Raw genomic sequence first — 12,956 nt, forward strand, 5'->3', positions numbered from 1 at the left:
GCCCTGATCGTCCGCGCGGGCTCGGCCGCCGTCCGGTCCGGTCAGGTGTCGGCCGGAGCGGCCGGTCAGGTGTCGGCCGGAGCGGCCCGGTGGCGCAGGGTGGAGCCCGCGCGCGCCTTGACGACCTCCAGCTGGGCGGGCACCCGGCGGCGCAGATCGGCCACGTGGCTGACGATGCCGACGCAGCGGTCCCGCTCGCGCAGCGAGTCGAGGACGTCCAGCACCTCGTCCAGCGTCTGCTCGTCCAGGCTGCCGAAGCCCTCGTCGATGAAGAGGGTCTCCAGCCGGGTGCCGCCGGCCTCCTCGGTCACCACGTCGGCCAGCCCGAGGGCGAGGGCCAGCGAGGCGAAGAACGTCTCACCGCCGGAGAGGGTGGCGGTGTCCCGCTCGGCACCCGTCCAGGCGTCCACGACGTGCAGTCCCAGCCCGGATCTGCCCCGTCCGCCGGACCGTTCGTCGGAGTGCACGAGGGTGTAGCGGCCGCCGGACATCCGGCCGAGCCGCGCCGAGGCCGCGGCCGCGACCTGTTCGAGCCGGGCGGCCAGCACGTAGGACTCCAGCCGCATCCGGCGCTCGTTCTCCGGTGAGGTGCCGGCGGCCAGCCCGGCCAGCCGGGCGACGCGCTCGTAGGAGCCGCGCAGCGGCGCCACCCGTCGGGCGCGGTCGGCCGCCCGCTCCCCCAGTCCGTCCAGCGCCTCCACCCGGCCGCGTGCGGCGTGCAGTTCGGCGTCCGCGGCCCGGAGCCGCTCCTCGGCGGCCGCGGCGGCGGCCCGTGCCGCCTCCGGCTGTGCCGCGGGCCGGTCCGCGGCCGCGGCGAGTTCGGGGTCGGCCAGTTCCTCCGCCGCGGCGGCCTGCTCGGCCTGCCGACGTTCCAGCCGGGTCCGCAGCTCGCGCTGCCGGGGCTCGGGCAGTACCGCGCCCTGCGCTTCCCCGGGTGCGGCGAAGCCGGCGCGGCCGGCCGCCTCCGTGCACTGGGCGGCGGCCTCGGTGAGCCGTTCGGCGGCCCGGGCGGCCGCTCGGGCGGCCTCGGCGGTACGCGAGAGCAGCCCGACCCGGCGTTCCAGCTCCGCGCAGCGGGCGGCGACGCTGGGGGCCTCGCCGCGTGCTCTGCTCAGCCGCTCGGTGAGCGCCGCCAGTTCCCGCTGGAGCGCCTCCCGGGTCGAGGTGCGCGCGGCGGCCCGGCGCTCGGCTTCCTGGCGGGCCGCGCTCCGCCCGTCGTGCTCCCGCTCGGCGGCGGCCAGCGCCTCGCGGGCCTCGTGGGTGCCGGACGCCTGGCCGCGGGCCCGCGCGTGCTCCTGTTCCAGGGCGGTGACGGCACTGGCCAGTTGCTCGGTGCCCCCGTCGGGCGCGGCGCCGGCCGCTTCCCCGGTGGCGCCGGCCGCTGCTGCTTCGGCTGCCGCCTCGGTGCGGCTGTCGCGCAGTGCGGCGAGCCGCTGTTCGGCCGAGCGGTGGTGTTCGGCCGCCTGCTGCGAGCGGGCGAGCGCCTCGTCCTCGGCCGTGCGGTCCACGTGGCCGGGCTCCGCGCGGGCCGGGTCGGGGTGTTCGGTGGCGCCGCACACGGCGCAGGGGGCGCCCGCGGCGAGGTTCGCGGCGAGCTCCGCCGCGATGCCGCGCAGTCGGCGCTCCCGCACCGCGAGCCAGTGCTGCTTGGCGTCGGCGGCCTCCTCCCGGGCCCGGCGCCGCACCTCGTCGGCCGACTCGATCTCGGTGTCCAGCCGGTCCCGGCGGTGCGCGGCCTGCAGCCGGGCGCGGGCGGGGTGCAGGAGACCCGCCAGGTGCTCGGCGCGGGTGGCGGCCTCCGACGCCTCGGTCACCTGCCGTTCGAGCCCGCGCCGCTGCTCCTCCCAGCCCGCCAGCCACTCCCCCGTCTCGCGGAGGAGGTCGTCGTCGGTCCGGGACTCGGCGTCCAGCCGCTGCAGTTCGGTCTCGATCGCGGCAGCGCGCGGTTCCTCCTCGCGGGTGACCCGCAGTGCCCCCAGTTCCTGCCGCAGTTCGCCTTCCAGCGCCGCCAGCCGCTCGGGGCCGGCGTCGGTCAGGGCGTGCGGAAGGTCTGCACGCGCCTCCCGTTCGGCAGCTCGGGCCCGGGCGTGTTCTTCCTGTGCGGTGCTGTGCAGCCGCAGGGCGGGCAGCACCGTGTCGGCGGCCAGCGCCCGCTCCAGCCGCTGCCGCTCCGCTTCCCGCTCCCCGGCGCCCGCCGCCAGGTCGTCGGCGCGCTGCCGGGCGTGCGCGAACCGCTGCTGGGCGCGGGCCAGGTCCCGGACCGCTTCCAGCTCCCGGACGGCCTCCGTGTGGCGGGCCCGGGCGGTGTCCGCGGCGAGCGCTGCGGCGATGCTGCGTTCCCGCGCATAGGTCCTGGCCTGCGCCGCCCAGGCCAGGACGGAGTCGGCCAGGCCGGGGTCGCCGGGGGCGAGCCCGTCCGGCGCGGCGGACTCGGCGGGCGGCGCCGCCCGGCCGCGGGCACCGCCGCGGCCACGGGTGCTCGCGCCGCCGCGGCCGCCCGGTGCGGAGCCGCGGGCCGAGCCGGTGCGCTGACCGGGGAGCGGGTCGGCGGCCGGGGTGTGTGCGGGCCCCCCGGCGAGCTCCGCGGGGTCGCCGACGGCCTGCCGCATCCGGTGGGCGAGGGCCAGCAGTTCCTCGTCGGCCGCGACGACCTCGCGCTGGGCGCTCTTGCGCATCCGCGCGAGTTCCTCCTCCACGGCGGCGAACCGGCCGGTGTCGAAGAGCCGTCCCAGCAGCTTCGCCCGGTCCTCGGCGCCCGAGCGCAGGAACCGGGCGAAGTCGCCCTGCGGCAGCAGCACCACCTGGCAGAACTGGTCCTTGCTCATGCCCAGGGCCTGCCCGATCTCCTCACCGATCTCCTGGTGGGAGCGGCTGAGCCCCTGCCACTCGCCCGCGGCCGGGTCCCAGGCGCGCAGTTCGCAGCGGGCGCGTTCGCGGGTGAGGCCGGTGCCCCGGGTCTTGGGCCGGAGCTGCTCGGGAGCGCGGGTGACCTCCAGCCGCCGGCCCGCGACGGTGAGGTCCAGGACGACCTGGGTGCGCACGCGCGGGTCGGCGTGGTCGCTGCGCAGGGTGCCGCCGGGCTGCTGGCGGGCACCGGGCACGCCGCCGTAGAGCGCGAAGCAGACGGCGTCCAGCACCGAGGTCTTGCCCGCGCCGGTGGCCCCGTGCAGCAGGAACAGCCCGGCCGAGGAGAGCGTGTCGAAGTCGACGGTGTGCGTGCCGCCGAAGGGGCCGAAGGCGGTGAGGGACAGCCGGTGGAGCCTCAACGGGCCACCGCCCGTGCACCGTCCTGCGCGGGGGGCCGACCGTCGGTCCCGCCCTGCGGCGCGCGCGGGGCGGCCGCTGTGTCCGGTTCGGCCTCGGCGACCCGGACGGCCTCCAGCGCCTGCCCGAGCATCTGGCGCTCCTCGGGCGCCGCCTGCTGTCCGGGGCGTACATGGCCGACGAAGTCCTCGGCGATCTGCCGGTCGGTGCGCCCGCTGAGCCGTACGGCGTAGGAGTGGGCGTCGTCGCCCTCCTCCCGGTCGGGTGCGAAGACGAGACTGACGGTGTGCGGGAAGCGCGCGGTCAGCCGGGCCATCGGGTCGTGCGGGCGGGCCGCGTCGGTGAGCGTGGCCTCCACCCAGGAGTCGGTGTGCTGTTCGAGGGCCGGATCCTCCAGCAGCTCAGCCAGCCTGCCGCGCAGCCGGGCGAGCGGCCGGGGGACGGGGCAGGGCAGCCGCTCGGCCGCCGGCTCGCCCGAGGGGCCGAGGTCGACCAGCCACATGGACTTCGGGTGCCCGGCCTCGGAGAAGGAGTAGGCGATCGGGGTGCCGGAGTAGCGGATCCGCTCGGAGAGGGACTGGCAGTTGTGCAGATGGCCGAGCGCGACGTAGTCGATCCCCTCGAAGACCGAGGCGGGCACCGAGGCGACACCGCCGACGGTGATGTCCCGTTCGCTGTCGCAGACTTCGGCCCCGGTCACGAAGGCGTGGGCCAGCACGACCGAGCGCGTCCCGGCCGCACGGGTGGCGAGGTCGGCGCGGATCCGGTCCGTCGCGGCGCGGAGCACGGCGGTGTGGCCACCGCTCTCGGCGCCGAGGGTTTCCCGCACCAGCGAGGGCTCCAGATAGGGCACCCCGTAGACGGCCACCGGACCGCCTCCGTCGGCGGGGTCGAGAAGCACCGGCGTGCCGCACTCACGGGGGTCGGTGCGCAGGTGGACCCCGGCGCGGCCGAGCAGTTTCGCGCCGACCCCCAGCCGGCGTGCCGAGTCGTGGTTGCCGGAGATCATCACGGTGGGGACGCCGAGGTCCGCGAGGCGGGAGAGCGTCCGGTCGAACATCTCGACGGCGGGGAGGGAGGGGACCGCGCGGTCGTAGACATCGCCGGAGACCAGTACGGCGTCCACCGCCCGCTCCTCGACGGTGGCGACCAGGTGGTCCAGGAAGGCGCGCTGGGCGTCGAGGAGGCTCACGCGGTGGAAGCTCCGGCCCAGATGCCAGTCCGAGGTGTGCAGCAGACGCATGGTCAACGACCCTAAGGCCCACCACCGACAGCGCGTGCCCGCGGGCCCGTCCCGGGCCGTGCCGCGGCGGGCCCGCCGTCGGACGGCTCAGACCGTACCGAACGCCTCGCCGCCCACCTCCAGTCGTGCGCTGCCCGCCGTCGCGTCGGCCAGCCAGTTCCGGAAGCCGGCCAGGTCGGCGTCGGGCAGGCCGACCTCGATGGCGACTTCCGCGCCGTAGCGCACCTCGCGCACCTCCCGCCCGGTGGCGCGCAGTTCGTTCTCCAGGCGTCCGGCGCGCTCGTGCCCGACCGTGACCGTCAGCAGCCGGAAGCGGCGCCTGGTGACGGTTCCCACCGCGTCCAGGGCCTCGCCGACCGCGCCTCCGTAGGCGCGGATCAGGCCGCCCGCGCCCAGTTTGACGCCGCCGAAGTAGCGGGTGACGACGGCGACCGTGTACCGCACCTCGCGCCGCAGCAGCATCTGGAGCATCGGCACTCCCGCGGTGCCGCCCGGCTCGCCGTCGTCGTTCGCCTTCTGGGTGCCCGCGTCGGCGCCGATGACGTAGGCCGAGCAGTTGTGGTTGGCGCCGGGGTGCTGCCTGCGGATCCGGGCGATGAACTCCTGGGCCTCGGCTTCCGTGGCCGCGGGCGCGAGGGCGCACCGGAAGCGGGAGCGGTTGACCTCCGTCTCGTGCACGCCCTCCCCGGCCACGGTGACGTACTCCGCGGGCCCTGTGGGCTGCTCCTGCTGTGCGTGCTGCTCCTGGTGCATCCCGCCAGCCTATGGCCGCGGCCGCGGGAATCGGCGGGGGGTGCCGTCCGTTGTCGCGGAGAGCTGGACTGCCGCGGAGGAGAGAATGATGTACGGCGACACCGAAACGGTGCGGGAGATTCTCACCGAGCTGGGTGACACCTGGGCGGTGGTGGGGCTGTCGCAGAACACCTCGCGCCCCGCCTACGGGGTGGCCGAGGTGCTGCAGCGGTACGGCAGACGCGTCGTTCCGGTCCATCCGAGCGCGGAGACGGTGCACGGCGAGCGCGGCTACCCGACGCTCGCGCAGATCCCGTTCCCGGTGGACGTGGTGGACGTGTTCGTCCGCTCCGAGCTGGCGGGACAGGTGGCCGACGAGGCGGTGGCGATCGGTGCCCGGGCTGTCTGGTTCCAGCTCGGCGTGGTGGACGAGGCGGCCTGGGAACGCACCCGTGCGGCCGGGCTCCGGATGGTGATGGACCGGTGTCCGGCGATCGAGATCCCGCGGCTGGGACGAGCCGGGGTGCGCTAGCGTCCCGGCATGATCGGCACACGCAGGGCGACGCCCGACGACGCGGCAGAGATCGTCCGGCTGCGCAGGGTCATGTTCGCCGCGATGAGCGGCACAGACGAGCCGGGGCCGTGGGAGCGGGAAGCCGAGCGGACCGCCCGTCGGCAGCTCGCGCTGGACGCGTCGCCTCTGCTGGCGTTCGTGGTGGACGGTGAGCGGTCGGATCCCCCGGGGCACCTCGCGGCGTGCGCGGTGGGCCGGATCGAGGAGCGGCTGGCCGCGCCGGTGAGCCCGTACGGGCTGTTCGGATTCGTGTTCTCCGTGTGCACCGACGAGCGCTACCGCTCTCGCGGCTACGCGCGGGCGACGACGGCGGCGCTGCTGGCGGAGTTCGCGCGCCGCGGCGTCACCCGCGTGGATCTGCACGCGACGCCCGAGGCGGAGGCGATGTACCGGTCGATGGGCTTCACCGAGCACTCGATCCCGCTGTCGCTCGACGTCAGCACGCTGGACGCCGCCGCGCCGCGGGAGGAGGCTTGGCCCCCGCCGCCCGGGTGACCGGCGGCCGGAGGGTGCGGGAGCACCGACCGGCGCTCGGGCGCCCCGACGGGGCCGCGGCGCCGGTTCAGCGCGGTTCGGGCACCGAGACGGCCATGGTCATCTCGACGCTCTCCGGCCCGTCGTTGCGGTAGCCGTGCGGGACGTGGGACTCGAAGCACGCGGACGTCCCGGCCGGAACCGTGTAGGGGGCGCCGTCCACCTCGAGGGTGAGCGTACCGGCGGTGACATGCACGAGTTCGGTGGTGCCGAGAGGGTGCGGATCGGAATCGCTGGCGTCTCCCGGCGCCAGCTTCCAGTGCCACAGCTCCAGCGGACCGGGCGCCTCGGTGCCCGCGAGCAGCGTGCTGTGGCTGCCTGCCTCGGTGGACCACAGCCGCACCGCCTGTTCCGGCGGCACCAGGCGGACCTGCGGCTCCTGGTCGAAGTCCAGCAGCGAGGTGATGCTGACGCCGAGTGCGTCGCCGATCTTGACGACGGTGCCCACGCTGGGGTTGGTGCGGGCCTGTTCGATCTGGATGAGCATGCCCCTGCTGACACCGGCCCGCGCCGCGAGGGCGTCGAGGGTGAAGCCGCGCTCGGCCCGCAGGTGTTTGAGGTTGCGGGCGAGCGCCTGCGTGAGGTGGTCGAGGTCCGTCACGGTGTTCCGCACCATCCAAAATATTAAATGACAGAGTGCATTGCGAAGTACTACGGTGTGCTGGACTTGAGCGTTCACCACACTGTACTGCGAGGGAATCCGTCATGACCGCTGTCTTCGCGCTGGCCACCAGCCTCCTGTGGGGGCTGGCCGACTTCGGCGGCGGGCTGCTCAGCAAGCGGCTGCGCGAACTGACGGTGGTGGTCGTCTCGCAGGGCGCGGCCTGCCTGGTGCTCGGCGTCATCGTCCTCGCCACCGGCGCCTGGGGCGAACTGGACGCGCGCCTGCTGTGGTGTGCGGTGGCGGCCGGGGCGATCGGGCCGGTGTCGATGCTGTGCTTCTACCGGGCGCTGGCCGTCGGCCCGATGGGGGTGGTCTCCCCCGTCGCCACCCTCGGCAGCGTCGCCGTGCCGGTGGCCGTCGGCATGGCCCTGCACGGTGAACGGCCGGGCCTGCTGCAGGCACTGGGCACCCTGGTCGCCGTCACCGGAGTGGTGCTGGCCGGCGGCGTGGGCGGCGGGGGCGCACCCGTGCAGCAGCGCACGGTCCTGCTCACCCTGATCGCCGCCTTCGGCTTCGGCGCCACGATGAGCCTGGTCGCCGAGGCGTCCACGACGCTCGCGGGGCTCTTCCTGACGCTGTTCGTGCAGCGGGTGGTCAACGTCCTCGTGGGCGGCGGTGCGCTCTGGGTCTCGGTGCGGCGCGGCACACCGGCGCTCCCCGAGGAGGGGCTGCGGGCGGTGTGGACGGCGCTGCCCGCACTGGCCTTCGTCGGTCTGGCCGACGTCGCCGCCAACGGGACGTACGCGGTCGCCGCGCAGCACGGCCCGGTCACGGTGGCCGCCGTCCTCGCCTCGCTCTACCCCGTCGTCACCGCGCTCGCCGCGCGGAGCGTGCTCCAGGAGCGGCTGCGCGCGCTGCAGACCGCGGGCGCCGGGCTGGCGCTGCTGGGCACGGTCCTGCTGGCCTCGGGCTGACCGGAGCACCGGCTCAGCCGCCGCACGAGCCGCCGGGCGGCTCGGCGTCCGGCGCGGCGGGCAGGTCGGCGAGGGCGACCAGCTCCTGCGGACTGACGCCCTCGGGAACCGGCACCGGCGGCGGGGTGCGCAGCGGCGGCTGCCACCCCTGCTCCGGATCCAGCCGGCGGACCACCCGGGCGGGGGCGCCCGCGACCACCGCGTGGTCGGGTATCTCACCCCGCACCACGGCCCCCGCCGCGACCACCACGTTGCGCCCCAGCGTCGCGCCGGGCAGGACGACGGCCCCCGCGCCGATCCAGCTCCCCGCGCCGATCTCCACCGGTGCGGTGCGCGGCCACTGCTTGCCGACCGGCAGCTCCGGATCGTCGTAGGAGTGGTTGGTCGAGGTGATGTAGACGTATGGACCGCAGAACACGTCGTCGCCGAGGCTGACCCGGGTGTCCGCGATGACGTGGCTGCCCCGGCCCAGCACCACGCCGTTCCCCAGCCGCAGCACCGTCTCCGGCCCCAGCTCCAGGTCCGGCATCATCCCCGCCGTCAGCGTGACGTCCTGGCCGACGATGCAGTGGTCGCCGAGTTCGATCCACGGTGTCCCGAAGAGCGTCCCCTGCGGAAAGGCGAGTCGCGTTCCGGTCCCGATGCGGCGGAACGCATACGGCCCCGGGCGCCGCGCGGTGACGGCCCCCGCCTGCCGGGCCCGGCGCCAGAGGCCGTGCACGGCGCGGGAGGAGAGGGAGGAGAACGTGTTCCTGAGGGATGGCACGCCGTCACCGTAGCGCCCCGGCAGCGCCGCACCCCGGTGAGGTTCCTCACCGGTAGCTTCCGGCGGGCGCTGCTGCCGGGCACGCCGACGGCCCCCGCGGGCACGGGGGTTCGCAGCCGCCACGGGCAGCAGCCGCCACGGGTACAGGCGTCCGGTTGCGGGACAGGCTCAGGAGGCCGCCGGCCGTTCGCCGACGGACGCGACGCGGTGCTGCTCGGCCAGGTCCACATAGCCGAGCGCGTTGAGTCGCACGCCCTCGAACTCCTCGTCCGTCAGCTCCCGCCGCACCTTGCCGGGCACCCCGGCCACCAGGGAACCGGGCGGCACGACGGTCCCCTGCGGCACCAGGGCCTGGGCCGCGACGAGGGAACCGGCACCGATGCGGGCGCCGTTGAGGACGGTGGCGCCCATGCCGATCAGCACGTCGTCCTCGACCGTGCAGCCGTGCAGCACGGCGTTGTGGCCCACGGTGACCCGGGCGCCGACCTCGACGGGGAAGCCGGGGTCGCCGTGCACGGTGCAGTTGTCCTGCACATTGCTCCCGGCGCCGAGCACGATGGGGGCGGCGTCGGCACGCAGGACGGCGCCGTACCACACGCTCGACCCGGCCGCCAGGGTGACGTCGCCCGCGATCACCGAGGTCGGCGCGTTGAACGCCGTCGGATCCAGTCGGGGTTCGTGCCCGCCGACCGTCACGATCAGCCCGTACTGTGTCACGCTGCTCTCCACTCCGGATGTCTCGCTGACCGGTCCCGCTCAGTCGCGGACCGGGGCCGGCGGGGTGCCGTCGAGTTCGGGCCGCGGAGGGGGGTCGCCGTCCGCGGCCGGGGCGGGTTCCCGCTGCGCGGCGGCGCGCTCGGCCCGGCGCTCCTCGATCGCTTCGGCGGCCACCTTCGCGGCCCGGCGCTTGACGATCACCATGGAGGCGAGGCCGATCAGCACGGCGGCCACCAGCCCGAGCCAGGAGAAGCGCTTGAGCCACGCCTCGGCGACGATACCGACGTAGTAGATGACCGCGGTCGTACCGCCCGCCCACACCACGCCGCCCAGGACGTTCGCGGTCAGGAACTTCCAGTACGGCATCTTCAGCACGCCCGAGAGCGGCCCGGCGAAGATCCTCAGCAGGGCGATGAAGCGGCCGAAGAAGACGGCCCACATGCCCCACCGCTGGAAGGAGCGCTCGGCGGTGGCGACATGGCTGGGGCCGAAGTGCCTGGGGAACTTCCCGCCCAGCCAGTCCAGGAGCGGCTTGCCGCCTCTCCGGCCGATGGCGTACCCGATCGAGTCGCCCACGACGGCACCCACCGTGGCGCAGGTCCCCAGGATCAGCGGATCGATGTGCCCCTGCTGCGAGGCCAGCAGCGCGGAGCTGACGAGGACGATCTCACCCGGCAGCGGGATCCCCAGGCTCTCCAGCCCGATGACCACCCCCACCAGGAGGTACACGCTGACAGCCGGAACGTTCTCCAGCCAGTCCTGGATGTGCAACTGCGGCTTCCTCTCATGACATCGGAGCACGAGCTGCCATGACGGCACGAATTCGGAAGCCTACTCGACCGCGCGCCGACCCGCGTCCACCGCCCTGCGCGCCGCTCACCGGCCGGAACGGCACCGGGACCGGTCAGGCGGCGCGGCGCGGCGTCAGTCGTTGGGCCGCAGGGTCCACACGACGGTCATCTCGCTGCTGACCGCGCCGTCGGGGCGGCGGAGCGCCACCCGGACCGGGAACTCGGGGCGCTCTCCCCGGTCCAGTTCGGCGACCACCTCGGCAGCCGGGCGGCCGAGCTCGGCGGTGGCGGTGACCACCCCCTTGGCGATCTTCTTGAAGTCCATCTCGGCGCGCACCGGCAGCGGGACGGCGCGGGAGAGCTGGTCGGCGAACGCGGCCAGGGTCACCGCGCCGCTCGCGGACTCGGCGAGCGTGAACATCGCACCGGCGTGCGGGCCGCCCACATGGTTGTGGTACTCGCTCTGGTCGGGCAGGGAGACGACGACCCGTTCCGGCGAGGTCTCCAGGTACTCGAGGTTGAGCGTGCGGGCCATGGGCACGGAGGCCCGCATCAGCTCGCCGATGTCCGGCTGCGACTGTGTGGTCATGGCCGCACGTTACCACCCAGTAACTCGAAGGGGGAGAATCGTTCCTTCCCGCTTCGGCCCCATTCGTGTAGCGGGTCCGTACCGATCCGGGACCGGCCGTGGCCGGTACTACGGCCGCACCATAGGGTTGTCGGCCATGTGGCCAGGACAGCAGCCGCCCGGGGGCGAGCAGAACCCGCAGCAGCCGAACCCGTACCAGCAGCCCGGCTACGGGCAACCGAACCCGTACCAGCAGCCCGGCTACGGGCAGCAGCCCTCGGGCCAGCAACCCGGCTACGGGCAGCAGCCGTCGGGCCAGCAGCCCGGCCAGGGGCAGCCGCCGGGCCCGGCGGGCCACGGCCAGCAGCCGGGACAGGCTCCCCACCCCTACGGTCAGCCGGGCGGCCCGGGGCAGTCGGGACCGTGGGGCCCGGGGAGCATGCCGGGCAACCCGCAGTCGCCCAAGGGCGGAGACGGCGGAGGCGGCCGGAAGAAGACGATCGCCATCGCGATCGTCGCCGCGGTCGCGGTCGTCGCCGCGACGGTGGCCGGGGTCGTCGTCCTCGGCGACGACGACTCGGGCGAGGGCACGAAGAACGAGGCCGACAAGACCTCCTCGCCCTCGGTGAAGACGAAGCCGGAGAAGAGCGAGAAGGGCGAGCCGGGAGGCGGCGGCGCCTCCAAGGACCCCTCGGACCCGGTGGTGGAGGGCTGGCAGACCGTCGTCAACCCCAAGTGGTACTCCGCCTTCGACGTGCCCGACAACGACGACTGGACCCTCGCCAGCCCGGGCACCATCACCGGCTTCGAGGACGACAAGGGCAAGGTCCTGGTCGCCATGTCGGCGCCCGCCTACTACAAGGACGACTGGTGCAAGCGCAGCAGCCGCGCCGCCGTCGGCACCAAGGGCGCGCAGGGCTCCAAGAACACCAAGGAGGCGGCACGGATCGCGGCGGGCAACTTCGCGATCGCCGGCTACGACCAGAAGCAGAAGGGCACCCTCAAGGTCTCCAAGCCCAAGCCGTTCAAGAACGAGCACGGCATCAAGGGCCACACCGTCACCGCGAAGATCACCGGAGCCCCGAAGGAGGACAAGTGCTCCACCAGTGCGGGCAAGACCGTCACGGTCTCCTGGATCAACAGCAACGGTGACCTGGCGATCTGGGTCCTCTACACCGACGCCGGCGTCAAGGACGAGGTGTCGGACGCCACCATCGAGAAGATGACGGGCAGCCTCCGCGACTACGACGGCGGCGGGGACGAGCCCCGCGGCTGACCCCGGAGCCCCCCGGAGCCACGGGACCGGCTGCGACGGCGCCCTCAGTCCAGGCTGAAGGCGCCGTCCGGCGGTTCGGGGGACGGCACGGCGTCGCCGTCCTCGACAGCGCGCACACCCCGTGTGAAGTGCTCCAGCGCCGTGCCGTGCTCGACCCGGGCGGGGAACGGGTCGGCCGCGCAGCGGCGGGCCAGTTCCGCGAGCGGCTGCTCCGCGCGCGAGGCGAGCAGCAGGATGTTGCCGAACCGGCGGCCGCGCAGCACCGCGGGCTCCGCGACGAGCGCGAGCTGCGGGAAGACCGCGGCGAACGTGGCCAGTTGCGAGGCGAGGAAGCGGAACGGCGCGGCGTCGGCGAGGTTGGCCACGTACAGACCGCCGGGCCGCAGCACCCGCGCCGCCTCGCGGGCGTACGGCAGCGTGGTCAGGTGCGCGGGCATCCGCGAACCGCCGTACACGTCGGACACCAGGACATCCGCACCGGCCGGGGGCGAGGACTCCAGCACGGCCCGCCCGTCGGCCGCCTCCACCGTGACCTCGGCACCGTCCGGGAGCGGCAGGTGCTCGGTGACGAAGGCGGTCAGCTCCGCGTCCGGTTCGGCCACCCGCTGCCGGGAGCCGGGACGGGTCGCGGCCAGATAGCGCGGCAGGGTGAGCGCTCCCCCGCCGAGGTGGAGCACGTCCAGCGGCGCTCCGGGCACCGCGGCGAGATCCAGCAGGTGGCCGACCCGGCGCGCGTACTCGAATTCCAGGTGCCCCGGCTCGTCGAGGTCGACGTACGACTGCGGGGCGCCGTCCAGCGTCAGCAACCAGGCCCGGTCCCGGTCGATGTCCGGCAGCAGCTTGGCCGTGCCGCCCGCGACGGTTCGGATGCGGGGTATCTGCTCCCCGTCGGCGTCGGTCTCCACCTCTCCAT

General features: G+C 74.8%; 13 protein-coding genes. 4 read left to right on the forward strand and 9 right to left on the reverse strand.

The window, feature by feature from the left end:
• Positions 1-65 precede the first annotated feature (65 nt).
• From BMX65_RS09545 to BMX65_RS09555, 3 genes are all read right to left on the reverse strand, one after another.
• The gene (locus BMX65_RS09545; protein ID WP_074999725.1) at positions 66-3,266 is read right to left on the reverse strand and encodes an AAA family ATPase; all 3,201 of its coding nucleotides are present in this window, start codon (positions 3,264-3,266) and stop codon (positions 66-68) included.
• Positions 3,263-4,507 (reverse strand): exonuclease SbcCD subunit D, encoded by a 1,245-nt coding sequence (locus tag BMX65_RS09550; RefSeq protein ID WP_074999726.1) that lies wholly within the window; start codon positions 4,505-4,507, stop codon positions 3,263-3,265. Before BMX65_RS09550 ends, BMX65_RS09545 begins: the two co-directional genes overlap by 4 nt.
• An 87-nt stretch (positions 4,508-4,594) precedes the next feature.
• Positions 4,595-5,260: a YigZ family protein gene (locus BMX65_RS09555; protein ID WP_074999727.1), complete on the reverse strand. Its 666-nt coding sequence runs from the start codon at positions 5,258-5,260 to the stop codon at positions 4,595-4,597.
• Between the two features lie 88 nt (positions 5,261-5,348).
• Here BMX65_RS09555 and BMX65_RS09560 point away from each other — a divergent pair, with 88 nt between their 5' ends.
• Together BMX65_RS09560 and BMX65_RS09565 are read left to right on the forward strand one after the other, a co-directional pair.
• The gene (locus BMX65_RS09560) at positions 5,349-5,771 is read left to right on the forward strand and encodes a CoA-binding protein (RefSeq protein ID WP_074999728.1); all 423 of its coding nucleotides are present in this window, start codon (positions 5,349-5,351) and stop codon (positions 5,769-5,771) included.
• Positions 5,772-5,780: 9 nt separating this feature from the next.
• Positions 5,781-6,308 carry a GNAT family N-acetyltransferase gene (locus BMX65_RS09565; protein ID WP_074999729.1) on the forward strand — a complete coding sequence of 176 codons (528 nt, stop codon included), beginning with the start codon at positions 5,781-5,783 and terminating at the stop codon, positions 6,306-6,308.
• 67 nt (positions 6,309-6,375) lie between these two features.
• Here the strand turns inward: BMX65_RS09565 and BMX65_RS09570 are convergent, their stop codons facing one another.
• Entirely contained in the window at positions 6,376-6,963 is a 588-nt protein-coding gene (locus BMX65_RS09570; protein WP_074999730.1) for a helix-turn-helix domain-containing protein, read from the reverse strand.
• Between the two features lie 89 nt (positions 6,964-7,052).
• Here BMX65_RS09570 and BMX65_RS09575 point away from each other — a divergent pair, with 89 nt between their 5' ends.
• A complete protein-coding gene (locus BMX65_RS09575; protein ID WP_074999731.1) occupies positions 7,053-7,925 on the forward strand; it encodes a DMT family transporter in 873 nt (290 codons plus the stop codon).
• Positions 7,926-7,938: 13 nt separating this feature from the next.
• On the opposite strand, the gene BMX65_RS09580 is transcribed toward BMX65_RS09575, so the two are convergent.
• The 4 genes from BMX65_RS09580 to BMX65_RS09595 all read right to left on the reverse strand — a co-directional run bounded on the left by BMX65_RS09580 (position 7,939) and on the right by BMX65_RS09595 (position 10,788).
• A complete protein-coding gene (locus BMX65_RS09580; RefSeq protein ID WP_239501891.1) occupies positions 7,939-8,691 on the reverse strand; it encodes an acyltransferase in 753 nt (250 codons plus the stop codon).
• Positions 8,692-8,859: 168 nt separating this feature from the next.
• Positions 8,860-9,408, reverse strand: a complete 549-nt coding sequence (locus tag BMX65_RS09585; protein WP_074999732.1) for a gamma carbonic anhydrase family protein — start codon at positions 9,406-9,408, stop codon at positions 8,860-8,862.
• Between the two features lie 39 nt (positions 9,409-9,447).
• A complete protein-coding gene (locus BMX65_RS09590) occupies positions 9,448-10,179 on the reverse strand; it encodes a DedA family protein (RefSeq protein WP_074999733.1) in 732 nt (243 codons plus the stop codon).
• Positions 10,180-10,332: 153 nt separating this feature from the next.
• On the reverse strand, positions 10,333-10,788 hold the full coding sequence (locus BMX65_RS09595) for a DUF4442 domain-containing protein (RefSeq protein WP_074999734.1): 456 nt from the start codon (positions 10,786-10,788) through the stop codon (positions 10,333-10,335).
• 136 nt (positions 10,789-10,924) lie between these two features.
• On the opposite strand from BMX65_RS09595, the gene BMX65_RS09600 reads away from it, so the two are divergent.
• On the forward strand, positions 10,925-12,043 hold the full coding sequence (locus BMX65_RS09600) for a DUF8017 domain-containing protein (RefSeq protein ID WP_074999735.1): 1,119 nt from the start codon (positions 10,925-10,927) through the stop codon (positions 12,041-12,043).
• Between the two features lie 44 nt (positions 12,044-12,087).
• On the opposite strand, the gene BMX65_RS09605 is transcribed toward BMX65_RS09600, so the two are convergent.
• A complete protein-coding gene (locus BMX65_RS09605) occupies positions 12,088-12,948 on the reverse strand; it encodes a spermidine synthase (protein ID WP_074999834.1) in 861 nt (286 codons plus the stop codon).
• Positions 12,949-12,956: the final 8 nt, after the last annotated feature.

Source organism: Streptomyces qinglanensis (assembly GCF_900111245.1).
In the GTDB taxonomy this organism is placed as follows: Bacteria; Actinomycetota; Actinomycetes; order Streptomycetales; family Streptomycetaceae; genus Streptomyces; species Streptomyces qinglanensis.

Coding starts and splice junctions, on each gene's coding strand:
- BMX65_RS09550 (WP_074999726.1), bottom strand. CDS start 4,507: ATGCGTCTGCTGCACACCTCGGACTGGCATCTGGGCCGGAGCTTCCAC.
- BMX65_RS09555 (WP_074999727.1), bottom strand. CDS start 5,260: ATGCACCAGGAGCAGCACGCACAGCAGGAGCAGCCCACAGGGCCCGCG.
- BMX65_RS09560 (WP_074999728.1), top strand. CDS start 5,349: ATGTACGGCGACACCGAAACGGTGCGGGAGATTCTCACCGAGCTGGGT.
- BMX65_RS09565 (WP_074999729.1), top strand. CDS start 5,781: ATGATCGGCACACGCAGGGCGACGCCCGACGACGCGGCAGAGATCGTC.
- BMX65_RS09570 (WP_074999730.1), bottom strand. CDS start 6,963: ATGGTGCGGAACACCGTGACGGACCTCGACCACCTCACGCAGGCGCTC.
- BMX65_RS09575 (WP_074999731.1), top strand. CDS start 7,053: ATGACCGCTGTCTTCGCGCTGGCCACCAGCCTCCTGTGGGGGCTGGCC.
- BMX65_RS09595 (WP_074999734.1), bottom strand. CDS start 10,788: ATGACCACACAGTCGCAGCCGGACATCGGCGAGCTGATGCGGGCCTCC.
- BMX65_RS09600 (WP_074999735.1), top strand. CDS start 10,925: ATGTGGCCAGGACAGCAGCCGCCCGGGGGCGAGCAGAACCCGCAGCAG.